Source organism: Streptomyces sp. NPDC001728, assembly GCF_040297565.1.
Lineage (GTDB): Bacteria > Actinomycetota > Actinomycetes > Streptomycetales > Streptomycetaceae > Streptomyces.
The window spans coordinates 106,528-131,928 of record NZ_JBEOZK010000019.1 but is presented as its reverse complement, the minus strand read 5'-3'; the positions used below and the strand labels follow the sequence as shown (position 1 = coordinate 131,928).

At 71.9% G+C, this 25,401-nt stretch carries 22 protein-coding genes; 18 read left to right on the top strand and 4 right to left on the bottom strand.

The annotated features are described in order from the left end of the window. Nucleotides 1-35: 35 nt before the first annotated feature. Nucleotides 36-803: a type I methionyl aminopeptidase gene (gene map, locus ABT154_RS25790; RefSeq protein ID WP_351859506.1), complete on the bottom strand. Its 768-nt coding sequence runs from the start codon at nucleotides 801-803 to the stop codon at nucleotides 36-38. 32 nt (nucleotides 804-835) lie between these two features. Between map and ABT154_RS25785 the strand changes: the two genes are divergently transcribed. Then, complete coding sequence (locus ABT154_RS25785) at nucleotides 836-1,087, top strand: helix-turn-helix domain-containing protein (protein ID WP_351859504.1); 252 nt, start codon at nucleotides 836-838, stop codon at nucleotides 1,085-1,087. Nucleotides 1,088-1,121: 34 nt separating this feature from the next. Here ABT154_RS25785 and ABT154_RS25780 read toward each other — a convergent pair whose 3' ends face one another. Then, on the bottom strand, nucleotides 1,122-1,796 hold the full coding sequence (locus ABT154_RS25780) for an NAD(P)-dependent oxidoreductase (RefSeq protein WP_351859502.1): 675 nt from the start codon (nucleotides 1,794-1,796) through the stop codon (nucleotides 1,122-1,124). A gap of 61 nt (nucleotides 1,797-1,857) precedes the next feature. On the opposite strand from ABT154_RS25780, the gene ABT154_RS25775 reads away from it, so the two are divergent. From ABT154_RS25775 to ABT154_RS25695, 17 genes are all read left to right on the top strand, one after another. After that, nucleotides 1,858-2,232, top strand: a complete 375-nt coding sequence (locus tag ABT154_RS25775) for a winged helix-turn-helix transcriptional regulator (RefSeq protein ID WP_351859500.1) — start codon at nucleotides 1,858-1,860, stop codon at nucleotides 2,230-2,232. Between the two features lie 190 nt (nucleotides 2,233-2,422). Then, nucleotides 2,423-2,614, top strand: coding sequence for a hypothetical protein (locus tag ABT154_RS25770; protein ID WP_351859498.1), 192 nt, complete (start codon nucleotides 2,423-2,425; stop codon nucleotides 2,612-2,614). 10 nt (nucleotides 2,615-2,624) lie between these two features. Then, nucleotides 2,625-3,008, top strand: coding sequence for a PPOX class F420-dependent oxidoreductase (locus ABT154_RS25765; RefSeq protein WP_351859497.1), 384 nt, complete (start codon nucleotides 2,625-2,627; stop codon nucleotides 3,006-3,008). A 118-nt stretch (nucleotides 3,009-3,126) separates the two neighbouring features. Beyond that, complete coding sequence (locus ABT154_RS25760) at nucleotides 3,127-4,578, top strand: UL36 very large tegument protein (RefSeq protein ID WP_351859495.1); 1,452 nt, start codon at nucleotides 3,127-3,129, stop codon at nucleotides 4,576-4,578. A gap of 194 nt (nucleotides 4,579-4,772) precedes the next feature. Beyond that, entirely contained in the window at nucleotides 4,773-5,615 is an 843-nt protein-coding gene (locus ABT154_RS25755; RefSeq protein ID WP_351859493.1) for a nitrilase-related carbon-nitrogen hydrolase, read from the top strand. After that, on the top strand, nucleotides 5,612-6,892 hold the full coding sequence (locus ABT154_RS25750) for an aspartate aminotransferase family protein (protein ID WP_351859491.1): 1,281 nt from the start codon (nucleotides 5,612-5,614) through the stop codon (nucleotides 6,890-6,892). Before ABT154_RS25755 ends, ABT154_RS25750 begins: the two co-directional genes overlap by 4 nt. Before the next feature lie 83 nt (nucleotides 6,893-6,975). Beyond that, on the top strand, nucleotides 6,976-8,379 hold the full coding sequence (gene hydA, locus ABT154_RS25745; RefSeq protein WP_351859490.1) for a dihydropyrimidinase: 1,404 nt from the start codon (nucleotides 6,976-6,978) through the stop codon (nucleotides 8,377-8,379). Between the two features lie 47 nt (nucleotides 8,380-8,426). Then, nucleotides 8,427-9,440 (top strand): TIGR03842 family LLM class F420-dependent oxidoreductase, encoded by a 1,014-nt coding sequence (locus tag ABT154_RS25740; protein WP_351859488.1) that lies wholly within the window; start codon nucleotides 8,427-8,429, stop codon nucleotides 9,438-9,440. A gap of 845 nt (nucleotides 9,441-10,285) precedes the next feature. After that, nucleotides 10,286-10,456 carry a plantaricin C family lantibiotic gene (locus tag ABT154_RS25735; protein WP_332436736.1) on the top strand — a complete coding sequence of 57 codons (171 nt, stop codon included), beginning with the start codon at nucleotides 10,286-10,288 and terminating at the stop codon, nucleotides 10,454-10,456. Between the two features lie 102 nt (nucleotides 10,457-10,558). Next, a complete protein-coding gene (locus ABT154_RS25730) occupies nucleotides 10,559-13,498 on the top strand; it encodes a type 2 lanthipeptide synthetase LanM family protein (RefSeq protein ID WP_351859486.1) in 2,940 nt (979 codons plus the stop codon). Beyond that, nucleotides 13,498-15,639: a peptidase domain-containing ABC transporter gene (locus ABT154_RS25725; protein ID WP_351859484.1), complete on the top strand. Its 2,142-nt coding sequence runs from the start codon at nucleotides 13,498-13,500 to the stop codon at nucleotides 15,637-15,639. Before ABT154_RS25730 ends, ABT154_RS25725 begins: the two co-directional genes overlap by 1 nt. A 58-nt stretch (nucleotides 15,640-15,697) precedes the next feature. Continuing rightward, nucleotides 15,698-16,615: an ABC transporter ATP-binding protein gene (locus ABT154_RS25720; protein ID WP_351859482.1), complete on the top strand. Its 918-nt coding sequence runs from the start codon at nucleotides 15,698-15,700 to the stop codon at nucleotides 16,613-16,615. Next, a complete protein-coding gene (locus ABT154_RS25715) occupies nucleotides 16,612-17,349 on the top strand; it encodes an ABC transporter permease (RefSeq protein ID WP_351859480.1) in 738 nt (245 codons plus the stop codon). Before ABT154_RS25720 ends, ABT154_RS25715 begins: the two co-directional genes overlap by 4 nt. Nucleotides 17,350-17,605: 256 nt before the next feature. Then, entirely contained in the window at nucleotides 17,606-17,779 is a 174-nt protein-coding gene (locus ABT154_RS25710) for a class II lanthipeptide, LchA2/BrtA2 family (RefSeq protein ID WP_317873406.1), read from the top strand. A gap of 227 nt (nucleotides 17,780-18,006) precedes the next feature. Then, a complete protein-coding gene (locus ABT154_RS25705; RefSeq protein ID WP_351859478.1) occupies nucleotides 18,007-20,193 on the top strand; it encodes a peptidase domain-containing ABC transporter in 2,187 nt (728 codons plus the stop codon). Next, on the top strand, nucleotides 20,190-23,009 hold the full coding sequence (gene lanM, locus ABT154_RS25700; protein WP_351859476.1) for a type 2 lanthipeptide synthetase LanM: 2,820 nt from the start codon (nucleotides 20,190-20,192) through the stop codon (nucleotides 23,007-23,009). The genes ABT154_RS25705 and lanM overlap by 4 nt, the downstream gene beginning before the upstream one ends. Nucleotides 23,010-23,056: 47 nt before the next feature. Continuing rightward, nucleotides 23,057-24,013 carry an LLM class flavin-dependent oxidoreductase gene (locus ABT154_RS25695; RefSeq protein WP_351859474.1) on the top strand — a complete coding sequence of 319 codons (957 nt, stop codon included), beginning with the start codon at nucleotides 23,057-23,059 and terminating at the stop codon, nucleotides 24,011-24,013. Here the strand turns inward: ABT154_RS25695 and ABT154_RS25690 are convergent. Both ABT154_RS25690 and ABT154_RS25685 read right to left on the bottom strand, forming a co-directional pair. Continuing rightward, nucleotides 23,986-24,516 (bottom strand): hypothetical protein, encoded by a 531-nt coding sequence (locus ABT154_RS25690; protein WP_351859472.1) that lies wholly within the window; start codon nucleotides 24,514-24,516, stop codon nucleotides 23,986-23,988. The genes ABT154_RS25695 and ABT154_RS25690 overlap by 28 nt on opposite strands. Beyond that, the gene (locus ABT154_RS25685) at nucleotides 24,513-25,298 is read right to left on the bottom strand and encodes an AfsR/SARP family transcriptional regulator (protein ID WP_351859470.1); all 786 of its coding nucleotides are present in this window, start codon (nucleotides 25,296-25,298) and stop codon (nucleotides 24,513-24,515) included. The genes ABT154_RS25690 and ABT154_RS25685 overlap by 4 nt, the downstream gene beginning before the upstream one ends. Nucleotides 25,299-25,401 lie beyond the last annotated feature (103 nt).

Sequence of the window (25,401 nt, the reverse complement as noted above, 5' to 3'; positions counted from 1 at the left end):
GCGTCCCGGCGCCGGCCGCGTCGGTGTCCCGACGGCTACAGCGCCGTGAGGATGCGCGGGCCGGCGTCCGTGATCGCCACCGTGTGCTCCGCGTGCGAGGCGCGCGAGCCGTCGAGGGTGCGGATCGTCCAGCCGTCGGCCGCCGTGTAGTGGTCGTCCGTGCCGCCACCGATGAGCATCGGCTCGATCGCGAGGACCATCCCGTGGCGCAGCTTCATGCCCCGGCCCGGCCGTCCCTCGTTGGGGACGCCCGGGTCCTCGTGCATCGTGCGGCCGATCCCGTGGCCGCCGAAGCCGTCCGGGACGCCGTACCCGGCGGCGCGGCAGACGCGGCCGACCGCGTGCGCGATGTCCCCGATGCGGTTGCCGACGACGGCAGCCGCGATGCCCGCCTCCAGGGCCTCCTCCGCCGCGGCGATCAGCCGGGTGTCCTCGGGCCGGGCCGGACCCACCGTGAAGCTGACGGCCGAGTCGCCCGCCCAGCCGCCCAGCAGGGCCCCGCAGTCCGCGGAGACCAGGTCGCCCGGGGCCAGCACGGTCCCGTCCGGGATGCCGTGCACGATCGCGTCGTTCACGGAGACGCACACGACCGCCGGGAACGGTACGGGCGCCCACTCCGGGCGGTAGTCGAGGAAGGGCGAGCCGGCGCCCGCCTCGGCCAGGACCTCCCGCGCCGCGAGGTCCAGTTCGGACAGAGCCACCCCGGGCGCGGCCTTCTCCCGTACGGCCGCGAGGGCGCGGGCCACGACCCGTCCCGCCTCGCGCATCGAGGCCAGGTTCTCGTTCGTCTTGATCTCCACCATGCCAATTACTATACCGGTATTAGAATGGCCGCATGGTGCGCACACCCCTGACCCCGGAAGAGCGCGAGCGCGGCGAGCGCCTCGGCCGACTCCTGCGCGAATCGCGCGGCGAGCGGTCCATGGCGGAGATCGCCGCGACCGCGGGCCTCTCCGCCGAGACCCTCCGCAAGATCGAGACCGGCCGGGCCCCGACTCCGGCGTTCTTCACCGTCGCGGCCCTCGCCGGGGTCCTCGGCCTCTCCATGGACGAGCTGGTCACCCGGTGCGCATTCGTGCCCGTCTGACGGGCGGGGTGGCTGGTTGACGGTCCGCGGGGAGTCAGACCGAGACCGCCAGCTGTACGCGGCTGTGGCGCGGGCGCTCGATCTCGTCGAGCAGCGCCAGGGCGAGGTCCCGGTGCGCGATCCGGCCGGGGCCCTCGATCACCGTGCCCACGGCCGTCCGGTAGCCCCCGGTGACCTCGGCCTCCGCGTCGAGGTCCTGCCCCGGCACGACCATCAGCCAGTCGAGCTCCGGCCCCGCCTCGGCGGACAGCAGGGCGAACTCGGCGACGTGCCCCTGCGAGAACAGCCGCCACTGCTCAGGGAATTCGGGCGCGTCCATGATGCGCACGCCCGGCTCCGTCTCCAGCGTCGTGGCGATCCCCAGGACCAACAGGCGGCGCACGCCCGCCTCCCCGAGACCCGCCATCAGGGCCTTCGCCGCCGCCGTGAAGTACTCCTCCGAGGAGACGTCCAGCCTCGCCGAGGCGTTCACGGCCGCGTCGTGGCCCGCCGCCAGCGCGGCCACCGACGCCGGATCGGTGACGTCACCCTGTACCAGCATGACCGGACTCCCGGCCAGATCGGCGTACTTCGACGGATCGCGCACCACGGCCGTCACGCGGTGGCCGCGTGCCACCGCCTCCGCGACGGCGGCCCGGCCGACCCGTCCGCCCGCTCCGAAGACGATGATGTTCCTGCTGCTGTCGCCGCTGCTCATGTCGTTGGTCATGGCAGGACCGTAGAACCGGACCACCTGGTTACTTCAACGGTACTGGGCTAGCTTCGGACGCATGAGCCAGCAGTTGCCCGCCGATCTCTTCCACGACCCGGACTGCTTCGACCGCGCCCAGCCGATCCGGGTCGGCGGCAAGTGGACCGCCGTGGTGCTCCGCTGCCTGGAGGACGGACAGTCGCGCCGCTTCTCCGAGCTGCGCGTCCCGCTGCACTGGATCACCCCCAAGGTGCTCACCGAGACCCTGCGCACCATGGAGCGCGACGGCTTCCTCACCCGCACCGCGTACGAGGAGAACCCGCCGCGCGTCGAGTACGCGCTGACCGCCCTCGGCCGCTCGCTGATCGAGCCGCTCGACACTGCCTGCGCGTGGGCCCGCGCCCACGTCCCGGAGATCACCGAGGCCCGGAGCGCGTTCGCGAGGAGCGACTGAGCCCGGAGTGCGTTCGCGAGGAGCGACTGAGCCCGGAGTGCGTTCGCGAGGAGCGACTGAGCCCGGAGCGCGTTCGCGAGGTGAGACCGATCCCGGACCGCGTACCCGGCGAGCGACCGAGCCCGGAGTGGGCCACCCGGTGGCCCAGTCCCGGATGCGTGCCCCCGGTGGCCCAGCTGGGCGTGGAGCCGTGCATCGTCGACAGATGGTCCTCCTCGCCGCACTCCTCGGCCCGGCGCCGCTGCCCGGCACGGCCTGCGGTGCGGGGAGCACCGGCCCCCGGTGCGATGCGGAGCGCCGCGAGCCGGCGGCCGGGGGCACCGACGACCTGTTCGTCGCCGGGGAGACCCTCACCCACGCCTCCGACCCGACCCCGGCATAGGCTCCCCGGCATGATGCCCGAAGAGCTGCGGCGAGGCCGCTACGTCAGCCTGACCACCTACCGCAAGAACGGCACCGGGGTCGCGACACCCGTCTGGTACGCGGTGGAGGGCTCCGAGCTGTACGCCTGGACGCGCAGCGACTCCTGGAAGGTCAAGCGCCTGCGGAACGATCCGAGGGTCGTCGTCGCCGTCTGTGACGTGCGCGGCAACGTCGCGGAGGGCGCCGAGCGCGTCACAGGGACCGGCCGGCTGGTCGAGGGGGACGAACTGCGCCGCATCCGGGGGCTGCTGTCCCGCAAGTACACCTGGCAGTTCTGGCTGACGGACGTGCCGGCGATGATCGTCCGGCTCGGGAAGCGCCCGCACACCGGGATCGTCGTCTCCTTCGAGTGAACGGACCGGCGGGGCACGCACACGAAAACGTTCCGTAGTCGTCCCGTAACGCGACTGCGGTCCAATACCCGCGGACCGGAAGGTAGCTCCAGTCGACCGCGGGGCAGGTGCGTAACGCGTGACAGTGTCTCAACTCTCCCTAGAAATTACCGAGTTCAGAGAGTGGCTCATCGAGCTGGTGGAGCGCTTGGCGCCCGGTCGCGGCTGGTACGGAGTCTTCTCCGCACGCGATCCCGAGGGGATGCGCGCCTGCTTCGACGGGGCGGAACTCCTGCCCTGGGACGTCGTCGGGTCCCTCCTCCAGGACGCGGGCGAGCCCGGCGACGGGCCGTGCGCCGTGCGGGGCGGGGCGCTGTACGCGGCGGCGACCGGCGCCCATGACCGTGGGCCCGGCGGTGCGGCTGCGCTCGCCGAGCGCCGGGACCTCATGGAACGCGCACGCCGGGACGCCGAGGCCCGCGCCCGCGAGCTGGACGCCCGGCTCCACGCGACCCCCGCTCCGGGCCCCGCGGAGACGGCCCGCCTGGAACACGACCTCGCGTGGACGCGCGACGACCGCGCGAGGGCGGCGGCCAGGGTCGATGAGCTGACCTCGCGACTGGTCAGGCTCGGTCCGTCGTCGTCCTCGTCCGTGACGCCGGGGGAGGGGCACCCAGCGACGGCGGCACCGGTGGCGGCGGCCTCGGCATCGGTCGCGCGGCCCTTCGGGGCGGGGCGCCGGCCACGGGGCGCCCGGTACGCCTGGCTGGAGGGCGGCGCCGAGGAGCCGGGGCCGGTGGGTGCGGCGGCGGGGTCCGTGCCGGTGCCCGCGCCCATGCCCGTACCCCTCCTCCCGGCCGGAGGGGCGCCCCCGCGTGGGGCCCGGTTCGGCGGAGCCACCGGGCGGGGCGCGGTCCGGCCTCCCGCCGGAACCCGGGCGGCCGTCCCCGCGGCGGACCCGGGGGCGGGCTCCGGGGTGAGCCGGGTGGCGGACTCGGGGGCGTACTCCGGGGCGTACTCACGGGCGGACCCCGGGGAGGCTTCCGCGCCCGACCCCGTCCAGGACGCCCGCGCCGCCGCCAACGCCGTCTACGCGCTCCGGCGCCTCCGCGCCCAGGGCCGTACGGGTGAGGCGCACGCCCTGCTCTGCGAGGCGCTCGGCGGGCCGGCCGCCCGGCTCCCCGCCCTCGCCGCGGAACTGCACCGGGCCGGGCTGGGAGCCGACTGGTCCACGCTGCTCTGGGAGGCGGCGTCGCTGCCGCCCGGACGGCTCGCGGCCGTCGCGGGCGCGCTCGCCGACGCCGGCCGTGCCGCGGACTGCGAGCGGCTGCTGCGCCAGGGGGTGGCGCGCCCCGTCGAGGAACTGGCCGGGGCCTGCGCCGCGCTGCGGGCCGAGGACCACCACCGGGAGGCCCGCGCGCTGCTCACCGCGTTCGTGCGGGTACGCGCCCCCGGGGACGCGGCCCGGCTCGCGGGCGCGGACCCGCGCGGGCTGGTGCCGCAGCTGCTCGAAGCGGCCCGGGGGGTGTCCGTGGCCCGGGAACGCGACCTTCGGCACGCCTTCCGGGTGGCGGGGCTCGCCGGAGCCTGACCTGGCAGGTTCGGGTAGGTGTCCCCACGTGTCGGTACGTGTCCGACGTGGACCACTCGGGTATGAAACATGATCGACCCGGCCACTTCGCGGCGGCGGTCTTGCTCCGGGGTGTGACGGGGCTTACGTTCTCCTCCTACGCACCGCGTCTACGTGCGTAGAGGCTCTCTGACGCCGTGCCGAAGGAGCAGCTCATGACCGACGTCGTACGCGCCGCGCTCGTCCAGGCGACCTGGACGGGCGACACCGAATCCATGATCGCCAAACACGAGGATCACGCCCGGGAGGCGGCCCGGCAGGGCGCCAAGGTGATCGGGTTCCAGGAGGTGTTCAACGCCCCCTACTTCTGCCAGGTCCAGGATCCCGAGCACTACCGCTGGGCCGAGCCCGTCCCCGACGGCCCCACCGTCACCCGGATGAGGGAACTCGCCCGCGAGACCGGCATGGTGATCGTGGTGCCCGTCTTCGAGGTCGAGAGCGAGGGCTTCTACTACAACACCGCCGCCGTGATCGACGCAGACGGCAGCTACCTCGGGAAGTACCGCAAGCACCACATCCCCCAGGTCAAGGGCTTCTGGGAGAAGTACTACTTCCGCCCGGGGAACGCCGGCTGGCCGGTCTTCGACACCGCCGTCGGCCGGGTCGGCGTCTACATCTGCTACGACCGGCACTTCCCCGAGGGCTGGCGCCAACTGGGCCTCAACGGAGCACAGTTGGTATACAACCCCTCGGCCACCCACCGCGGTCTCTCCTCCTACCTCTGGCAGCTGGAACAGCCCGCCGCCGCCGTCGCCAACGAGTACTTCGTCGCCGCCATCAATCGTGTCGGCATCGAGGAGTACGGCGACAACGACTTCTACGGCACCAGCTACTTCGTCGACCCGCGCGGGCAGTTCGTCGGCGAGGTCGCCTCCGACAAGACCGAGGAACTCCTCGTCCGCGACCTCGACTTCGGGCTCATCGAGCAGGTGCGCCAGCAGTGGGCCTTCTACCGGGACCGCCGCCCCGACGCGTACGACGGGCTGGTGCAGCCGTGAGCAGCCTCTACGACCGGCACAAGGCCGTCATCCCCGACTGGGTCGCCCTCTACTACAAGGACCCGATCGAGATCACCCACGGCGAGGGCCGCCACGTCTGGGACTCCGAGGGCCGCAAGTACCTCGACTTCTTCGGCGGCATCCTCACCACGATGACCGCCCACGCCCTGCCCGAGGTCACCAAGGCCGTCGCCGAGCAGGCCGGGCGGATCATCCACTCCTCCACGCTCTACCTCAACCGCCCGATGGTGGAGTTGGCGGAGCGGATCGCCGGACTCTCCGGCATCCCCGACGCCCGTGTCTTCTTCACCACCTCCGGCACCGAGGCCAACGACACGGCGCTCCTCCTCGCGACCGCGTACCGGCGCTCGAACCAGATCCTGGCCATGCGGAACAGCTACCACGGCCGTTCCTTCTCCACCGTCGGCATCACCGGCAACCGCACCTGGTCGCCCACCGGCCTCTCGCCGCTCCAGACCCTGTACGTGCACGGCGGCGTCCGCACCCGAGGCCCGTACGCCCAGTACACCGACGAGCGCTTCACCGAGGCCTGTGTCGCCGATCTCGAGGACCTCATCGGGCACACCCGTGACGTGGCCGCGCTCATCGCCGAACCCATCCAGGGCGTCGGCGGCTTCACCTCGCCGCCCGACGGTCTCTACGCCGCCTTCCGCCAGGTCCTCGACCGGCACGGCATCCTGTGGATCTCCGACGAGGTGCAGACCGGCTGGGGCCGTACCGGCGACAACTTCTGGGGCTGGCAGGCGCACGGCCAGGCCGGGCCGCCCGACATCCTCACCTTCGCCAAGGGCATCGGCAACGGCATGTCCGTCGGCGGCGTCGTGGCCCGCGCCGAGATCATGAACTGCCTGGACGCCAGCTCCATCTCCACCTTCGGCGGTTCACCCGTCACGATGGCCGCCGGGCTCGCCAACCTCGGCCACCTCCTGGAGAACGACCTCCAGGGCAACGCGCGCCGGGTCGGCGGTCTGCTCATCGAGCGGATCAGGGCGGCCTGCGCCGGAGTCGATGCGGTACGGGAGGTCCGCGGGCGCGGTCTCATGATCGGCATCGAGCTGACCGAACCGGGCACCGACCGGGCGAACCGGGAGGCGGCGGGAGCCGTGGCGGAGGCCGCACGCGAGAACGGCCTGCTCATCGGCAAGGGAGGCGGCCACAGCACCAGCACCCTGCGCATCGCCCCGCCGCTCTCCCTCACCGTCGCCGAGGCGGAGGAGGGCGCCGCCGCCCTCGAACAGGCCCTGGGCGTGCTGTAGTCGCCGGCCCCCGAACCGCACTCGCCCCGTCCAGGTCCAGCAGTCACGTCGTCCCGCCGCCGCATCGAGCAGGGAGAGCCCCCGTGAGTACCCGTACCGCCATCCGCGGCGGCCTCGTCGTCACCGCCGCCGACGAACTCCACGCCGACGTGCTGATCGAGGACGGCCGCGTGGTCGCCCTCGCGGCCCACGGCTCCGACGCGGCGGCGGGCTGGACCGCCGACCGCACCCTCGACGCCACCGACCGCTATGTGCTGCCGGGCGGCGTCGACGCCCACACCCACATGGAGCTGCCCTTCGGCGGCACCTCCGCCTCCGACACCTTCGAGACCGGCACCCGCGCCGCCGCCTGGGGCGGCACCACCACCATCGTCGACTTCGCCGTCCAGACCGTCGGCCGGTCCCTGCGCGAAGGCCTCGACGCCTGGTACGCGAAGGCCGACGGCAACTGCGCGATCGACTACGCCTTCCACATGATCCTCTCCGACGTCAACGAGCACACGCTCAAGGAGATGGACCGGCTGGTCCAGGAGGGCATCACCTCCTTCAAGCTCTTCATGGCCTACCCGGGCGTCTTCTACAGCGACGACGGCCGCATCCTGCGGGCGATGCAGCGCTCCGCCGAGAACGGCGGGCTGATCATGATGCACGCCGAGAACGGCATCGCCATCGACGTCCTCGTGGAACAGGCGCTGGCCCGGGGCGAGACCGACCCCCGCTACCACGGGGAGGTCCGCAAGGCCCTGCTGGAGGCCGAGGCCACCCACCGGGCGATCCAGCTGGCCCGGGTCGCCGGGGCGCCGCTGTACGTCGTGCACGTCTCGGCCGAGGAGGCCGTCGCCGAGATCGCCACCGCCCGCGACAAGGGGCTGCCCGTCTTCGGCGAGACCTGCCCCCAGTACCTCTTCCTCTCCACCGACAACCTCGCGGAGCCGGGCTTCGAGGGCGCGAAGTACGTGTGCAGCACCCCGCTGCGGCCGAAGGAGCACCAGGCGGCGCTGTGGCGGGGGCTGCGGACCAACGACCTCCAGGTGGTCTCCACCGATCACTGCCCGTTCTGCTTCGTTGGCCAGAAGGAGCTGGGCCGCGGGGACTTCTCCAAGATCCCCAACGGCCTTCCGGGCGTGGAGAACCGCATGGACCTGCTCCACCAGGCCGTCGTCGACGGGCACATCTCGCGCCGTCGCTGGATCGAGATCGCCTGCGCGACCCCGGCCCGGATGTTCGGCCTCTATCCGCAGAAGGGGACGATCGCGCCGGGCGCGGACGCGGACGTGGTGATCTACGACCCGCACGCCACCCAGACGCTGTCGGCGGAGACGCACCACATGAACGTGGACTACTCGGCGTACGAGGGGAAGACGGTCACCGGCCAGGTCGAGACCGTCCTCTCGCGGGGCGAGGTCGTCATCGACCAGCGCAAGTACGTCGGCCACGCCGGTCACGGCACCTTCGTGCCCCGTTCCACCTGCCAGTACCTGGGCTGACCCTCCCTCAGAACCGCACCGCACCGAACCGAACTTGGAGGTCCCGCGTGGACTTCGGACTCGTCCTGCAGACCGACCCGCCCGCCTCGCAGGTCGTCGGCCTGATGCGCCGGGCGGAGCGCAACGGCTTCCGCTACGGCTGGACCTTCGACTCCGCCGTGCTGTGGCAGGAACCCTTCGTCGTCTACAGCCAGATCCTCGAACACACCACCAAGCTGCACGTCGGCCCGATGGTGACCAACCCGGGAACCCGTACGTGGGAGGTGACGGCCTCCACCTTCGCGACCCTGAACGACATGTACGGCAACCGCACGGTCTGCGGCATCGGTCGCGGCGACTCGGCGATGCGCGTCGCCGGCCGCAAGCCGAACACCCTGGCCCGCCTGGGCGAGGCCATCGACGTCATCCGCGACCTCGCGGAGGGGCGGGAAGCGCAGGTCGACGGCAAAGCGATCCGCATCCCCTGGATCAAGAACGGCCGGCTGCCGGTCTGGATGGCGGCGTACGGTCCCAAAGCCCTGGCGCTCGCCGGGCAGAAGGCCGACGGCTTCATCCTCCAGCTCGCGGACCCCTTCCTCACCGAGTGGATGGTCAAGGCGGTCCGGCAGGCCGCCACGGACGCTGGCCGCGACCCCGACGGCCTCACGATCTGCGTCGCCGCCCCGGCGTACGTCACCGCCGACGACTCCCCGCAGGCCCTGGCGCACGCCCGCGACCAGTGCCGCTGGTTCGGCGGCATGGTCGGCAACCACGTCGCCGACCTCGTGCAGAAGTACGGCGAGCACTCCTCGATGGTCCCCGAGGAGCTCACCGCGTACATCAAGGACCGGCACGGCTACGACTACTCCCACCACGGCCGCGCCGACAACCCCGACACCACCTTCGTCCCCGACGAGATCGTCGACCGCTTCTGCCTCCTGGGCCCGGCCGAGGCCCACATCGAGAAGCTCCGGCACCTGCGCGACCTGGGCGTCGACCAGTTCGCCGTCTACAACATGCACGACAACCGCGAGGGCACCATCGACGCCTACGGCACCGACATCATCCCCGCCCTTCACTGACGACTGCGCCCCGGCCTGCTGTAGCCGAAGCAGGCGTACAGCCTCTTGTCGAGGCATGACCGTCACGCTCAAGGCGCCCTCGCAGGAGGAGGGGAAGGGCCTCGTCGACCGGGACACCGCCATCCGCGACAGCGCGACCGTCGTGCGGGAAGCCGCCGTCGATCTCGCCAGGAAATACGGCTGCGAGGCGTGGGGCCGGCGTGAGCGCTTCGGGCCCCGGCACGATGAGGCTCCTTCCCGCGTGGCCGCCTTCTTCACCGACCGACAAGACCGTCAGCCGCCGTGCACCCGCCTCGGCGGCCATCGCGGTGATCTGCGGCCCTGTACGCAACGGGGCGTGGTCGTGTCCGGTGGCTCTCCGAGCAGGTGCACGGCGGAGACTCCGTCGAGGGCCGCCGCCAACGTCCGCGGCTTCGTGAGGTCGCCGCCCACCACTTCGGCGGATGCCGGGCGGCCGAGTCCCGTGAAATGAATTTCCTCGGGCGGCGTCATGCTCCGAAATTGACCGACCGCACTCGGTCGGCCGTTCGCCGCGCATGTGCCACGCATCCGTTCGCGCATACGCGCCCGCATGAATTCTGTGGAAGTGGAAGTGCACCAAGCTGCCATCGCCCTGGCAGGATTCGGCCACGTGGCATCGAAGTCGCAGTTCAAGGGCGTCACCCGGGGCTACCGCGGAATCGCTCGAACATTTTTCGGAGCGTTGTCGGTGACCTATGGGTTGTGGACCGGCTATCGGCGGCATAGCTTTTCCCCGTCGCTGGGCCGGGCGACGAGCAACGGGCCACGGTTTTCTCGTGGAAAGGCCCCTTGGACACACGCGGCCGGATGGGATGTGAATTCACATGAACAACTACGACGGTGACATCTCGCTGATCGAGGAGATCGCGGAGCAGGACTTCGACGGCGTCGCCTACGGCGCGTGCTCGACCAACACGTTCTCGCTCTCCGACTTCCTCGGGAACCACGGCGGTTGGTGCACGCTGACCAAGGAGTGCCAGCCCAACTGCAACTGAGCCCGCAGGGCCGGGCACGGACCAGGGGCGGGGAGCGGCTCATGCTCCCCGCCCCCGGCGCAACGCGCCAATCTATCACTTTCCGCGCAGGGAGCCGGAGCAATGATCTCGCCCGCGAATCTTTACCCAGAACTCGACAGCATCGAGATCCGCGAAACCATCGAGCCCCTCGGCGTCTTCGCGTCCGCCGTCCACGGCAAGCTCTCGGCTCCGTCCGACATCGCTCCGGAGGCCCCCTCGGCCTCCGCGCTCGCCTGGGCGCGGGAGCCGGAGTCGTATCCGTTCCAGCGCGTGATCCGGCGACTGGCACTGCCGGCGGCCGACCGGCTCCTCCCCGAGGACCTCACGGGGGCCGTGGCCGACCTGGACGCCTTCACCCTCCAGGTGCTCGGCAGGGCCGAGGCCCGGCTCCGTGACGCGGCCACCCGCACCCTGGTGGCCGCGGTCAACAAGGCCGCCGGCGAAGGGTCGTTGAGAGGGGACACCCCCGAGGAGCGCTACCAGGACTTCGTCACCCGGGTGTGGAGCGACGCGGTGGAGCCGTTCCCGGTGCTCCGTTCCGCGGCCGGCCACGTCGTGCGCAACGCCCGTGCGGCTGCGCGGGAACTGGTCCGGCGGCTGCACACCGACCGGGAGGCGGTCTTCCGGTTCTCCGGCATCGCCCCCGTCGACCCGCTGCTGTCCATCGGTGGGGCCGACGGAGACTCGCACGCCCACGGCAGGGCGGTCAGCATCCTGACGTTCGCCTCGGGGGCCCGTCTGGTCTACAAGCCCCGGGACATCTCCTGCGAGGCGGCCTTCGAGACCGTCGTCGAGCGCGTCAACGCCGAGGTCGGCTGCGCGCTGCCCGCCGCCCGCACCCTGGTGCGCGACGGATACGGGTACGTCGAGTACGTCGAGCGACAGGACGTCGGCGCGAGCAGCGTGCCCTTCATGCGGGCCTGCGGCCAACTGGCCGCCGTGTTCTACCTGATGGACGCGCGGGACATGCACTTCGAGAACATCCTGCCCACCCGCCGCGGCCCGGTCGCCATCGACCTGGAGACGCTGCTGCACCCCGCCCGCGTGCACACCGGCCCCACCCCCGAGGCCGAGGGGAACGCGTACGACGAGATCGGCCGCAGCGTCTACGGCATCGGGATCCTCCCGCTGGTCCTGGCCGGCAAGGACGAGGACTCCGGCCACGTCGACCTCGGCTTCCTCGGCGGCGACAACCAGGGCGTCTCCCCCTTCAAGACGATGGTCTTCGAGCACCCCTTCACCGACCGGATCAGGGTGCACCTCCAGGCCCGTCCGGCCGAGCAGCGCTCCACCGTGGTCCGGGAGAGCACCGAGCAGGAGATCCACGGGCTCGCCGGGCAGATGGCCGACGGGTTCCGACAGGTCTGCGAGGCGGTGATGCGCCGGCCCTCCTGGTGGACCGCCCTCCTGGAGCGGATCGCGCCGGCCATGCGCATCCGCTACATCCACAACCCCACGTCGCAGTACGCGCAGATCCTGCGGATGACGGCCGCCGCCGCCGCGATGGCCGATCCGGCGCTCGCCCGTGCCCTGCTCCACCGGATCGCCATCCCCTCCCGGTTCTCCGACCGCCGGCTGGTCGGCTCGGAGCTGCAGCAGATGGCCGAACGCGACGTCCCCTACTTCACCGTGCCCGCCACCGGCGCCACCGTCCTCGACTGCGACGGCGAGGACACCGGCGTCCGGCTCGACCGCACCCCCCTCTCCCGGGCGCTCGCCAAGGCCGGGGCGCTCGACGAGCAGATGGTGAGCCGGCAGCTGCGGCTGCTCCACTCGGCCTTCTGCTCCCGCTTCCCCGACAACCACCTCTCCGGCCGGACCTCCTGGAGCGGTCGGGCCGCCCCCGGCGAGCGCACCGGCCTGGAGCGGCTCGCCCGGTCGCTGGCCGACTCCCTGACCGCGGGCAGTCTCCCCGACCAGTTCGGTCATCTGCCCACCACCTGGATCGGCCCGCTGGCCTCCGCGCAGGCCGCCCGGCCCTGGCCCTCCGGCGTCCTGGGGTACGACCTGTACACCGGGCGCACCGGCCCCGCGCTCGCCCTGGCCGCAGCCGCCGCCCACTTCGGCGACGCACGCTACGAGCGGGTGGCGCGTGAGGTCTTCGCGCGCAGCGCCGGAATCCTCACCGACGGCGTCTACGAGCTCCGCAGCATCCGGCAGAGCGGTGCCGGTGCCTACACCGGAACCACCGGCCTGCTGTTCGCCCTGGCCGAGGCCGGGCGGATCCTGGGGGAGCCGGGCTGGGTGACCGCGGCGCAGGACGCCGTACCGCTGGTCGTGGAGCAGCTCGGCCCCGGGGACACCCCGGAGGTGATCTCCGGGATCTCCGGCATCGCCACGATGGTCGCCTCGATCGGCGGCGACCACGCCGCCGCGACCCTGGACGCGCTCACCGGCCGGCTGCTGCGCCATGTGGCCGAGCCGGCGGGCTCCTGGTGGGAGCAGTCGGGCTTCGCGCACGGCGTCGCCGGAGTCCTGCATGCCCTCGCCACCCTGCGCGACCACGTCGGGGACCGGGTCGATGCCGCGTGCGGCGTTCTGACCGACCGTCTGGAGTCCTTCTACGTCCCCGAGGAGCGGAACTGGTCCACCAATTCCGCCTTTCCGGGCCGCTTCTCGACCGGCTGGTGCCACGGCGCCGCCGGCATCGCCATGGGGCTGGCCGCGGTGACCGCCCGGACGGCGGACGAACGGACCGCCGAGCGGCTGGAGACGGCCCTCGCCGACACCTTCCGGCAGGGCTTCGGGCGCAACCTCACCTGGTGCCACGGCGACCTCGGCAACATCGACGTGGTCCGGCGGATCGCAGGCTCCGACGAGGAGCTCCTCGACCGGGCCGCCGCCGTCGAGGCGCGCCGGCTGGGACCGGACGTGATCGCGGAGAAACTCGCCGACACCGGCTCCCGCTACGCCCACACCGACAGCGTCATGGTGGGCTCCTCCGGTGTGCTGCTGCACCTCCTCGGGCGCCTCGACGCCACGCGGCCCCGGGTGTCGCCGATCTGGCACGGATCCCTCTGATGGGGCGCCGGGTTCCCTCGGTCACCCAGGTCACCCAGACCGAGTGCGGGCTGTGCTGCTGCATCGCGGTGCTGGGGTACCACGGCCGCACCGAGGACTTCCGGACCGTGCGGGAGGACCTGGAGGCCGGCCGGGACGGGCTCGGCGCCAAGCAGCTCGCGGACTTCCTGCGCTCGCGGGGCATGGACGTCAAGGCGTTCCGGGCCCGGAGCGTGGAGGCTCTGCGGGGTTTCACCGAACCGGTGATCCTCTTCTGGGAGGACTACCACTTCCTGGTCCTGGAGCGCTTCGACGGCACGACGGCCTGGGTGATGGACCCGGCCGTCGGCCGCAGGCGTCTCACCCGCGAGGCACTGGAGGCCGGCTTCTCCAAGGTGGTGATCGCGGCCTCCCCGGGCCCGGACTTCGTCCGGCAGTCCCTCCCCGCCTTCCGGCACTGGCGGTCGCTGCCGCTGGTCCCGGCCGAGGCCGGCCGCCGGATCGCCCTGGTCGCCCTGCTGTCGCTGGGCTCCTACGCGGCGGTGCTGGGCATACCGGCACTGACCAAATGGGCCGTCGACCGGGACGACGCCTGGAGCGACCTCTCCCATACGGGTCTGGTCGCGGGGGTGGTCGCGGCTGCCGCATCGGGCTACCTGCTGCTGTGGCTGCTGCGTACCGCCGCGCTGGCGGGGCTGATCGCCGTGATGGGCCGGCATCTGATGAGCCACGTCTTCCGGAGACTGCTCTCCCTGCCCTTCAAGTTCTTCGCCACCCGGCAGCCCGGCGAGCTGCTGTTCCGCCTGAACACCGTGAACAGCGTCCGGGACCTGCTCTCCTCGCGGATCGCCCAGGGCGTCCTGGACGTGGGGACCCTGGTCTGCATCGGTGTCTACCTGTTCGTCACCGAGTGGCGCATCGGACTCCTGGCGTTCCTGCTGCTCCTGCTGAACGGCGGCGTGCTGTGGGTGAGCCGGCACCGGGTGAAGGAGGTGACGGACACCGAGCTCGCACTGCTCTCCCGCTCCCAGTCCACGCAGCTCGACGCCGTCGTGTCCGTGCCCACCATCAAGATGGGCGGCTACGCCGATCGCTTCGCCGACGAATGGGAGGCGACCTACCGCGCCTCGCTGGACGCGATGCGCGTCCGGATGCGGATGCAGCAGGGCTGGATCTCCGGAATCGCCGCCACCACACAGATGTTCGGCCCGCTGGCGCTGCTCCTCGCCGGTCTGCACTTCGTGGCGCGGGGGACGGTGACCGTCGGCTCGGCCATCGCCGTGCAGGCCGTGGCGGGCACCTTCTTCGCCCTGAGCGCCTCCGTCTTCCAGATGCTGACGGAGATCACCGAGACCTCCCGCTACGTGAGCCGGCTCAGCGACATCACGGAGCAGGAGAGCGAGCCGGAGGGCGGGTCCCTCGCGGAACTCCCCGACACCTGGGTACGGCTGCGGGATGTGTCGTTCCGGTACACCCGGCACAGCAGGCCGGTCCTCGAGGACGTGTCGCTGGAGATCCCGGCCGGCGCGAAGGTGGCGTTCGTCGGCGCGTCCGGTTCGGGCAAATCCACCATCGGGCGCATCGTCTGCGGCCTCCACCAGCCGACCGGCGGGACCGTGGAGTTCAGCGGCCGTCCCATGAGCGCCTACCGGACCGACTTCCTGCGCGGGCAGATCGGGTACGTCCCGCAGGAGGTGCACCTGCACAACCGGACCATCCTCGAGAACCTGACCCTGGGCCAGGACATCGACGAGGCCACGGTCCGGGAGTACTGCGCCGCCGTGGGGATCCTCGACTTCGTCGAGGAACTGCCCATGGGGCTGCGGACCCTGGTGTCCGAGCTGGGCGCGAACTTCTCCGGCGGGCAGCGGCAGCGACTCGCCATCGTGCGGACGCTGCTGCAACGGCCGCGGATCATCGTCATGGACGAGGCGACCGCCTCGCTGGACACGGCCAACGAGCGACGGGTCTCCCGGATCATCGCGGAGACCGGCGCCACGCAGATCGTCATCGCGCACCGGCTGGCCACGATTCAGGACGCGGACCTCATCCACGTACTCGACCGCGGCCGGATCGTGGAGCGGGGGACGCACGAGGAGTTGCTGGCCCTGGGCGGGGTGTACGCGGGGCTGTACGCGGAGCCGGTGGCGCGGGCCGTGTGACGGCCGGTGGTGGGCACGGCCGTCCCGGCCGGCCCGTCCGTAGACGAAAGGTGCTGTGATGATCGAGGTCCAGAACCTCACCAAGCGGTACGGCGAGAGGGTCGCCGTGGACGGCCTGTCGTTCACCGTGACCCCGGGGAAGGTGACCGGATTCCTCGGCCCCAACGGCGCCGGCAAGTCCACCACCCTGCGCATGATCCTCGGTCTGGACGAGCCAACGGCCGGCCGGGCGACCGTCTGCGGCGTCCCCTACCGGAGCCTGGCACGCCCGCTGACCCGGGTGGGGGCACTGCTCGACACCCGGGCCGCGCATCCGGGCCGCAGCGCCCGGGACCACCTGCGGGTGCTGGCCGCCTCCCACGGCCTGCCCGCCACGCGGGCCGACGAGGTCCTGGACCGGGTCGGCCTGCTCGCGGTGGCCCGGCAGCGGGTGCGCGGTTTCTCCCTCGGGATGGGGCAGCGGCTCGGCGTGGCGGCGGCGCTGCTCGGCGACCCCGAGGTGCTGCTCCTCGACGAGCCGGTCAACGGGCTCGACCCCGAGGGTGTCCGGTGGATCCGAGAGCTGATGCGGGGGCTGGCCGCGGAGGGCCGGACGGTGCTGGTCTCCTCCCACCTGATGAACGAGATGGCGGTGACCGCCGACCATCTCGTGGTCGTGGCCCGGGGGCGGCTGCTCGCGGACACCCCGGTGGACGCGTTCGTCGCCGCGCACTCGGACATGACCGTACTGGCCCGGGTGTCCGATCCCGAGGGAATGCGGCGGGCGCTGCGGGAGCGGGGCATCGAGTCCGTGCGGCAGGACGAGGCGACGCTCGCGGTGAGCGGCGCGTCCGCGGAGGAGGTCGGGCTCGTCGCGAGCACGGAGAACATCACCGTATTCGGGCTGACCGAATCCGGCGGTTCGCTGGAGGAAGCGTTCATGAATCTCACCCGGGAACACGCGGAATACCGTGCCTCGACCGGAGGGGTCCGATGAAGCACGCGGTGGCCTCCGAATGGGTCAAACTGACGACGCTGCGGTCCCCGAAATGGTCGCTGGTCGTCTATCTCGGTCTGATGATCGCGCTGGCATTCGTCTACGCCACGTTTCCCGGCGAAAGTCAGCTCACGGCGCCCGGGTTCGACCCGGTGGGGCTCGGCCTCTCGGCCGTGCCGCTCGGGGTGATCGTCCTGGTGGTCATGGGGATTCTCGCGGTGACGGGCGAGTACGCGTCGGGGTCGATCAGGACCAGCCTGCTGGCCGTCCCCGACCGGGCCCGCTTCTACTACGCCAAGGTGGGACTGGTCAGCCTGGTCAGCGGAGTGCTGGCGGTGGTGGGCGTCGTACCGTCCTTCCTGATCGTGCAGAACGGCATCGGGGAGCACGGGGCGCCGGCGGGAGCGGCCACGGCGGGGCACGTGATGGGGGCGGTGCTCTACACGGCCCTCCTCGTGGCGTTCTCCATGGGCGTGGCGACGCTGCTGCGCTCGGGGGCGGCGACGCTGTCCCTGCTGCTTCCGCTGTTCTTCATGCTCTCCACGATCCTGAGCAACATCCCGGTGGTCGGCGAGGCAGCGCGCTTCCTGCCGGACGTGGCGGGGGGAATGGTGCTCCGCGGCTCGGCGGGCGAGGGGGAACTCGGGGCGTGGTCGGGCCTCGGCGTGCTCGTTCTGTGGACGGCGGGGGCGGTGGGGGCCGGCCATGGGGCGATCGTACGGCGGGATGCCTGAGAGCTCTGCCGCAGCCGCGAAAGAATAAGCCCATCGCATATCTCCGAGGTCCGGCCCCCGCGCGAATGCGTGGGGGCCGGACCGTTTTTCCGGAGGTATTTCGGTGTGTGCGCTCGGGGTCGTCCGGTCTATGCGTTCAGCGAATGGGGAGCGGCCAGGCTGGGAGGCGTCCTCCGGAGACGGAGGAAAAGCGTTCGGTATTTCGGCACAACGAAATCCGGACGCATGTCCGTTGACCATCACGAAGGAGAAGACCATGGAGAAGATGAAGGCCGACGTCCTCGGCGGCTACGACGAGTTCGAGCTCGTCGAGATGGGCGAGGCGGACGTGTACGGCGGCACGACCTGGAGCTGCGCGATCGTCACCGCCGTGGCGACCCTGGTGTCCGCCTCCGCCTGCCCGACCACCAAGTGCACCAGCCAGTGCTGAACCAGGCTGCTCTGATACGCGCGGCCGGCTGAGCCGGACCGCCGCGTCGGTGACGCCGGACGGGGCGGGGCGGACCCGGGTCTCACGACCCGGGCCGGGCTTCCCGGGCCTCCGCCCCGTCCGACGTCCCGTCCACCCGAACCCCCCCCTTCCCGCCCGACATCCCACAACCCGGAGGTGCGGTAGCCATGGGCGCTCGCCCGGAATCACGTCGGACCGCACGACGCGTGCCCGCCGTCACCCAGGTCGCCCAGACCGAGTGCGGTCTGTGCTGCTGCGTGTCCCTGCTCCGCTACTACGGGCGGGACGAGGGCGTCTCCGAGGTCCGGGAGGACATGGACGCGGGACGGGACGGACTGAGCGCCCGGCAGCTGGCGCGGTTCCTGGAGTCCCGCGGCATGCGGAGCCGGCTGCTGAGCGCCCGGAACGTCGCCGCGCTCACCCGGTTCTCCTCACCGGTGATCCTCTTCTGGGACGACCACCACTTCGTGGTCCTGGAGAGCTTCGACGGCGACCGGGCCGTCGTCATGGACCCGGCCGTGGGCCGGCGCCGGCTGACCGGGGACGAACTCGCCCGGCACTTCAGCGGCGTGGTCGTCACCGCCGAGCCCGGGCCGGCGTTCCGCCGGCTGCGCCGCCGGCCCTTCGCCGACTGGCGGACGATGCCCCTGATGCCGGAGGGCGCGAAGGGCCGGATGGCCGGTGTCGGCGTCCTGTCGCTGGCCGCCTACGCCGCGGTGCTGGGGATCCCGATGCTCACCGAGTGGTCCGTGGACCGGTTCTCCGGCTGGACGGAGCTCGGGGACCATCTGTGGGTCATCGGCATGGTGGTCGGCGCCGCGGTCGGCTACTACGTGCTGCACCTGCTGAGGATCCTGCTGCTGTCCTCGCTGGTCTCGGTCCTCGGCCGGCATCTGATGGACCACGCGTTCACCCGGCTGCTGGCGCTGCCGTACCGGTTCTTCACCACCCGTCAGCCCGGCGAACTGCTCTTCCGGCTCGGCAGCGTCAACGCCGTCCGCGACATGCTCTCCTCCCGGGTGGCCCAGGGCGTGCTCGACCTCGGCACCATGGTCTGCGTCAGCGGCTACCTGCTGCACGCGGAATGGCGGCTGGGGCTGATGGCACTCGCCCTGGTGCTGGCCAACGCCGGCTATCTGGCCACCACCCGGCTGCGGGTGGTGGAGGCGGTCGACATGGAGATCACCCACCTTGGCAGGAGCCAGTCGCTGCAGCTGGACGCCATCGTCTCCATCCCGACCATCAAGATGGGCGGTTACGCCGACCAGTACCTGGACACCTGGCGCGAGACCTACGCCGACTCGCTGGAGGCGATGAGGACGCGGATGCGGCTGCAGCAGGGCCAGGTGTCCGGAGTGGCCGCCACCATCCAGACCTTCGGGCCCCTGGTGCTGCTGCTCGCCAGCCTGTACTTCGTCGGCCGGGGAACCATCACCATCGGCGGGGCGATCGCGGTGCAGACCGTCTCCGCCACCTACTTCGCGATCTCCACCTCGGTGTTCCAGGCGTACGCGGAGTTCACCGAGACCAGCCGCTACATGTCCCGGCTGAGCGACATCACCCGCACCGAGCCCGAGGGCACGGGCGGCGACGTCAAGGAGCTGGCGTCCCCCTCGGTCGAGCTGGACCGGGTGTCCTTCCGCTACACCAGGCACAGCGAAGCGGTGGTCCGCGACGTCACCATGGACATCCCGGCCGGCGCCCGCGTCGCCCTGGTGGGCGAGTCCGGCTCCGGCAAGAGCACCCTGGCCCGGATCGTCTGCGGGCTGCACGAACCCACCTCCGGCTCGGTGCGCTTCGGCGGACGGGACGCCGCCGCCTACGACCGGGACTCCCTGCGCCGGGTGATCGGCTACATCCCGCAGGAGGTCCACCTGCACAACCGGTCGATCCTGGAGAACCTCACCCTGGGCCAGGACATCCCCGAGGACACCGTCCGGGAGTTCTGCCGTGAGGTCGGCATCCTGGACTTCCTCGACGACCTGCCGATGGGCCTGCAGACCCTGGTCGCCGAGATGGGCTCCAACTTCTCCGGCGGGCAGCGGCAGCGGCTGGCCATCGTGCGCACCCTCCTGCAGCGGCCGTCGATCCTCGTCATGGACGAGGCCACGGCCTCCCTGGACACCGTCAACGAACGCCGGGTGACCCGGCTGATCGAGAGCATCGGCGCCACCCAGATCGTCATCGCGCACCGTCTGTCGACCATCGAGTCCGCCGACCTCATCTACGTGTTCGACCAGGGCCGGATCGTCGAGCAAGGAACACATTCAGAACTGATGGACGGAGGCAGCGTGTACCGGGATCTGTACGCGGCGACGGCCGAGGAGACCGGCCTGACGGCCGAGGGAACCGGCCGGACGGCCGAACTGCTGGCGGGAGGTGCCGGGGCATGAGCGAGAGCGCCGTGGCCGTCGAGGCCTTCCTTCCCTTCTACTCCCATGTGGCCTCCCGCTCCGCGGTCGCCCGGGAGCTGGGCGCACCGCTGCTGCGGGCCGCCGCCCCGGACCGCCACGAGGGCGTGGTGGACCAGGCCCACGACGCCCTGCTGCGGATGGTGGAGACCCAGTCCTACCGGATGCTCATCGGCGAGTTCCACACCTTCAGGGAGCGCCTCGGCCTGCCGATGGAGTCCGGCGCCGACACCGCTCTGCGCCGCTTCACGGCCCGCCTGGAGGAGCCCGGCGTCCCGGACTCCCTGCTGGCGGAGTACCCGGTGCTCCGGGGGCGGCTGGCCACGATGCTGGCGCACTCCCTGGACGCGTACCGTGAGTTCCTCACCGCCTTCGCCGACGACGGGCCGCTCCTCGCGGAGGCCGGACTGCTCGGCGAGCCGGGCGAAGACGGCCGCCTGCTGTCCGCGATCTCGCCCAGCGGCTCCGACCTGCACAACGACAACCGTCAGGTGCACATCCTTCACCTGGCCAACGGAACCCGGCTGGTGTTCAAGCCGAGGCCGCTCACCGCGGACGACTTCGTCCGCGACCTGTACCGGGCGGTCGACCCGCATCTGGAGCACTCGCTGTCCCGCTGCGTCCCCCGGTCGCTCACCGTGGGCACGCACGGCTGGCAGGAGTTCACCGTACCGACTCCCATGGAGGAGGCGGACCAGCCCGGCCGCTACTTCTACCGGATCGGAGCGCTGGCGGTGCTGCTCGGCGCCATCGGCGCCACGGACCTCCACGACGAGAACCTGCTGGCCCGCGGCGAGCACCCGTGCGTCATCGACACCGAGACCATGCTCCGGCCGGACGCCGGGGTGGGCGACGACTCGCTCCCCGACGTGCTGATGAACCACACCAAGCTGTCCGTCGCCTCCACCATGCTGGTGCCGATGGTGAACCCGACCTCGCCGGTCGACTTCATCATGGCCGGCGTCGGAGTGGCGGGCGACCAGCCGTCGTCCATGACCAGCGCCGTGATCCGCGACCCGGCAACGGACGCCATCGCGGTGTCACGGGAGCCGTTCAACTACCGACAGGGTGACAACGTGCCCCGTCTCGGCGGGGACCACCTGGTCGCCACCGAGTGGTTCGACGCCATCCTGGCCGGCTGCCGCGCGGCCCTGCGGGCCCTGCGGGACGGCGCGGTCACCCGAGTCCTCGACGCGCACCCCGAGGTGCCGGTGCGGCTGCTGCTGCGCTCCACGATGATCTACGGGCGGTTCATCGACGCCTCCACGCACCCGAAGTACCTGACGGACCCCAAGGAGGCCGAGCGGCTGTTCGGACTCCTGAAGATGCACCAGGACTACCTGTCCCCGGAGGCGGAGCGCTTCGCGGCGGACCAGGAACACGCCTCGCTGCGCGGTGGCAACGTGCCCTACTTCGTCACCCGGGGCGACTCCGACGCACTCGGCACCGTCAACGGGTCCACGCCCGGGGTGTATTCGGCGACCGCGTCGGACTTCGCCCGGCGCGGCGCCGCCCACAACGCGGCCCGCACCGACGCCTACCACCACTTCCTCCTGGAGGAGTGCTTCAGCGAGCTGTGCGGCGAGGACACCCCCGGCGGCCTCTCGGCCTCCGGGGTCTTCGGAGGGCCCCTGCTGGCCGGCGCCCGTCCCGGCGGCTGGTGGCGGGGGATCGCCGCCCGGATCGCCGAGATACGCGTGCCGTCCACCGCTCCCGACGGCCGGGAGGAGTGCGGATGGGTCGGCGGCATCGGCCCGGACCGCGACGCCTCCACCATCACCCCGGGCAACTTCGTCTCCTTCCACGACTCGGCCGGCGTGGCCGCCTTCCTGGGGCGCGCCGCCGCCCGCGACGAGAGCCTCGCCGGACCGGCCGGCAGCGCCGACCGGGGGCTCACCACCCTGCTCGCCGAGTACGGAGAGGCCCTCCTGCAGCGCCCTGAGTCGGTGTTCACGGGGGCCGCCTCGCTTCTGCTGGTCCGCCCCGAGGACCCGCGGACCGAGTCCGAGCGGCTGGCCGCCCTGCTGAAGGCCCTCCAGGAGCGCGCGGCGGAAGGAGTGCTGGAGACCGACCTCTCCAACGGCCCGGCCGGACTGCTGATGGTCCTGCTCGACCGTCTCCGCCGCGACGGCTCCGCCTTCCCCGCCGACGCCGCGACGGTCGAGCGGCTGACCGACCTGGCCCTGTCCCACCTGGTCCAGGAGCGGGACGCCCCCTGGTCGGACCTGGCCCACGGCGAACTGGGACTGCGCTGGACGACCGCCCGGATCGGACGTGTCCTGGGACTGGAACGCACCGCCAAGGAGGCGGCCGACTGGCTGATCGGCCGCTGGGAGCGGGACGGCGTCCCGGCCGAGCACGGCTGGTGCAAGGGCGCCGCCGGCCTCCTGCTGGCCGGCTCGGAGATCCTCGCCGCGGCGGACAGGACGGACTGGCTGACCGAGTCCCGGATTGCCGAGCTGATCGGCCGGGCGACCGCCCTGCCGCCCGGCCGCGCGGTGGACCTCTCCGCCTGCCACGGCAGCAGCGGCGTCGTCCAGTGCCTGATCGGCGCGGGCCGCACGCTGGGACGCCCGCACCTGTTCGAGCGGGCGGTCGCCCACCAGACCGAGGTCCTCGACCGGATCCGCGAGGACGGCTGGTTCACCGGCGCGGCCGGCCGGACCTCGCTGATCGGCTACATGCTCGGCTGGGCCGGCGTGGGCGACACCGACCTGATGGTCGACGCCCTGCTTCGCGGCGCCGACCCGGCCGGACTGCGCCTCCCCCTGGAACTGTCCGCGCCTCCCCGGGGCTGACCGCCCGCCTGTCAACCGCTCCACCACTCGTCGAAAGGGCTGCCGGGATGCGGCACTCGATCCTCCTCCCCGTCAACGCCACCCGTCCCGAGCAGGTGATCCCCTTCGCCAATCTCGTCAGATGGGGCGGCGCGGCCCGGCTGTGGCAGGGGCAGGGCCTCGTGCTGGAAAGCCATCACATCGTGAACTGGCTGGCCGGCGCCGGCATCAGGGTGCCCGCCGGGTTCGGGGTGTCCCTGATGCCCTACCGCTCGCCGTACAACGCGGCGATCGAGGCCCGGTCGGTGGCGCTGGCCACCGGGCACGAGGTGGTGGCCGGCTATGGTCCGGGCTCGCTCGCCGCGCAGACCTGTGCCATGGGACGGCCCTATCCCAGCCAGCTCACCGCCTGCCGGGAGTACATCACCATCGTCCGGGACCTGCTGGACGGCGGGATCAGCGAGCGCGAGGGAGAGATCTTCTCCGCCAGGGCGCAGCTCATGCCGTTCCACAAGCCGGAGGTGTCGCTGGGCCTGGGCGTCCTGCGGGAGCGCATGGCCGAACTCGCCGGAGAGCTGGCCGATGTGGTCATCACCTGGATGGCCTCGGCGGCGTACCTGGAGGACTTCCTGATCCCGGCGGTGCTGAGGGCCAAGGAGCGGCGCCCGGAGCAGCCGGCCAAGGTCACCGCGTACGTTCCGGTGGCGCTGGCCGGCCCCGACCGGGACATGGCGAAACTGCTGCGGGCGACCTGTGGAGGGCACATTCAGTTCCCCCACTATCAGGCCGTGCTGCGGCGGGCCGGGATCCCCGTCGTCGGCGACGGCGGGCCCGACGACGTCCGCGCCCTGGTGGACGGCGGGATCTTCCTCTACGGGACGGCCGAGGAGATCCACCAGCGGCTGGACGCCTACCGAGCGCTCGGCGTGGACGAGGTGGTCCTCAACGTCACCGGGGTCGGCGCCGTCCACGGGCCCCGGGCCGCCGCCTCCGACCTCTACGAGATCCTGAAGTCCGCCCCCTGACCGGGCCGCTTCCGGGCCCGTTCCAGGTCACGGGCCAGATGTGCCCGGCGCCGGCCGTTCCTGCGGCGGCTGCGCCGGTCCTCGCGGGTGTCGTACATCAACTGGGTGTGGAAGTAGTTGATGTGCTCCAGGACGGCGAAGAGGGCGAACAGCAGGCCCGGGACGGTTCCGGTCCCGGGCTCGTGGGCCACCATGAGGACGGTCAGCGGCACGCCGAGCCCGAGCAGCACCATGTTGACCACCCGGGCGGCGGCGAACACCGCCGCCGCGGGCAGCGGCGCACCGCTGCCGGCGGACAGGGCACGGAGTTTCACCGTCCAGTACGCGGCGCCCTCCAGCAGCAGCAGGATGACCAGGGCGAACCCGAGGAGGTTGGCGGCGGTCGCCGGCACGCCGACCACGCCGAACCAGATGGCCGTCTGCAGGGGGACGTTGACCAGTTCCCCCAACGCGAGCGAGAGGAGCCGCCTCCGGACCCCGGCCGGCCGGACGCCCGCCCTCACCGGCGCGCCATCTCTGCGACCAGGCGGTGTGCTCGCTCGGTGTCCCAGGAGAGCGCGGCGGCCCGGATGGCCTCGACGCCGGGAGGGACGTCCAGGCCCAGTTCGTCGGCGAAGACGGCCTGACATCTCTCGATCACGCCCAGCGCGCTGGCCACGTCGCCCTGCGCGCAGTAGGTGGCGGCGAGCAGTTGCCACAACTTCTGCCGGTAGGGGGCCTCGGCGAGGACCGTCTCGATGCGGTACGCCAGCATCTCGGTCCGGTGGGTCAGCAGACAGGCGGTGAAGAAGTCCTGGCAGGCTTCGAAGCGGGTGTTGCTGAGGCCCACGGTGTGCGCGTGGAACCACCGGGTGGCCGGAAGCCGCTGACCGAAGGGGCCGCGCCAGAGGGCGAGGGCCTCGTCCAGGACACCGACCGCCTTCTGGTGGTCGCCCGCGGCCAGCAGTTCCCGGCCCTGCCGGGCGAGCCCCAGGAAACGCGACAGATCGAGTTCGTCCGCGTCGACGGTGAGGGCGTACCCGGTCTCCGCGCCCCGGCTGGTGGTCAGCCGCTTGCTCAGTCCCGGCTGCGCGGAGTCCAGGCCGCGGCGGAGTCCGGTGAGGTGGCTCCTGATGTTGGCCACGGCGGAGCTCGGCGGTTCGTCCCATAACAGCTCGGTCAGCTCGCCCATGCCGACGAACTGTCCCCGGCGCAGCAGCAGCGCGGTGAGCAGGGCGCGGCGGGCGGCCGACTGCATCTCGGCACCGCCCGCGATTCTCACAGGCCCCAGCAGTCGGAAAAGCATCTGGCTCCGTCACCTCTCGTGTCGGGTGCTGAGGCACGTACTGGCCCCGGGCCGCAGGGTCGCCGCCGATCGCATCGTGTCCCCTGACGTCGGTGGCCGGTAC

Coding starts and splice junctions, on each gene's coding strand:
- map (WP_351859506.1), bottom strand. CDS start 803: ATGGTGGAGATCAAGACGAACGAGAACCTGGCCTCGATGCGCGAGGCG.
- ABT154_RS25735 (WP_332436736.1), top strand. CDS start 10,286: ATGAACAACTACGACGGTGACATCTCGCTGATCGAGGAGATCGCGGAG.
- ABT154_RS25780 (WP_351859502.1), bottom strand. CDS start 1,796: ATGACCAACGACATGAGCAGCGGCGACAGCAGCAGGAACATCATCGTC.
- lanM (WP_351859476.1), top strand. CDS start 20,190: ATGAGCGAGAGCGCCGTGGCCGTCGAGGCCTTCCTTCCCTTCTACTCC.
- ABT154_RS25765 (WP_351859497.1), top strand. CDS start 2,625: ATGATGCCCGAAGAGCTGCGGCGAGGCCGCTACGTCAGCCTGACCACC.
- ABT154_RS25695 (WP_351859474.1), top strand. CDS start 23,057: ATGCGGCACTCGATCCTCCTCCCCGTCAACGCCACCCGTCCCGAGCAG.
- ABT154_RS25685 (WP_351859470.1), bottom strand. CDS start 25,298: ATGCTTTTCCGACTGCTGGGGCCTGTGAGAATCGCGGGCGGTGCCGAG.
- ABT154_RS25715 (WP_351859480.1), top strand. CDS start 16,612: ATGAAGCACGCGGTGGCCTCCGAATGGGTCAAACTGACGACGCTGCGG.
- ABT154_RS25730 (WP_351859486.1), top strand. CDS start 10,559: ATGATCTCGCCCGCGAATCTTTACCCAGAACTCGACAGCATCGAGATC.
- ABT154_RS25785 (WP_351859504.1), top strand. CDS start 836: ATGGTGCGCACACCCCTGACCCCGGAAGAGCGCGAGCGCGGCGAGCGC.
- ABT154_RS25710 (WP_317873406.1), top strand. CDS start 17,606: ATGGAGAAGATGAAGGCCGACGTCCTCGGCGGCTACGACGAGTTCGAG.
- ABT154_RS25775 (WP_351859500.1), top strand. CDS start 1,858: ATGAGCCAGCAGTTGCCCGCCGATCTCTTCCACGACCCGGACTGCTTC.
- ABT154_RS25720 (WP_351859482.1), top strand. CDS start 15,698: ATGATCGAGGTCCAGAACCTCACCAAGCGGTACGGCGAGAGGGTCGCC.
- ABT154_RS25725 (WP_351859484.1), top strand. CDS start 13,498: ATGGGGCGCCGGGTTCCCTCGGTCACCCAGGTCACCCAGACCGAGTGC.
- ABT154_RS25755 (WP_351859493.1), top strand. CDS start 4,773: ATGACCGACGTCGTACGCGCCGCGCTCGTCCAGGCGACCTGGACGGGC.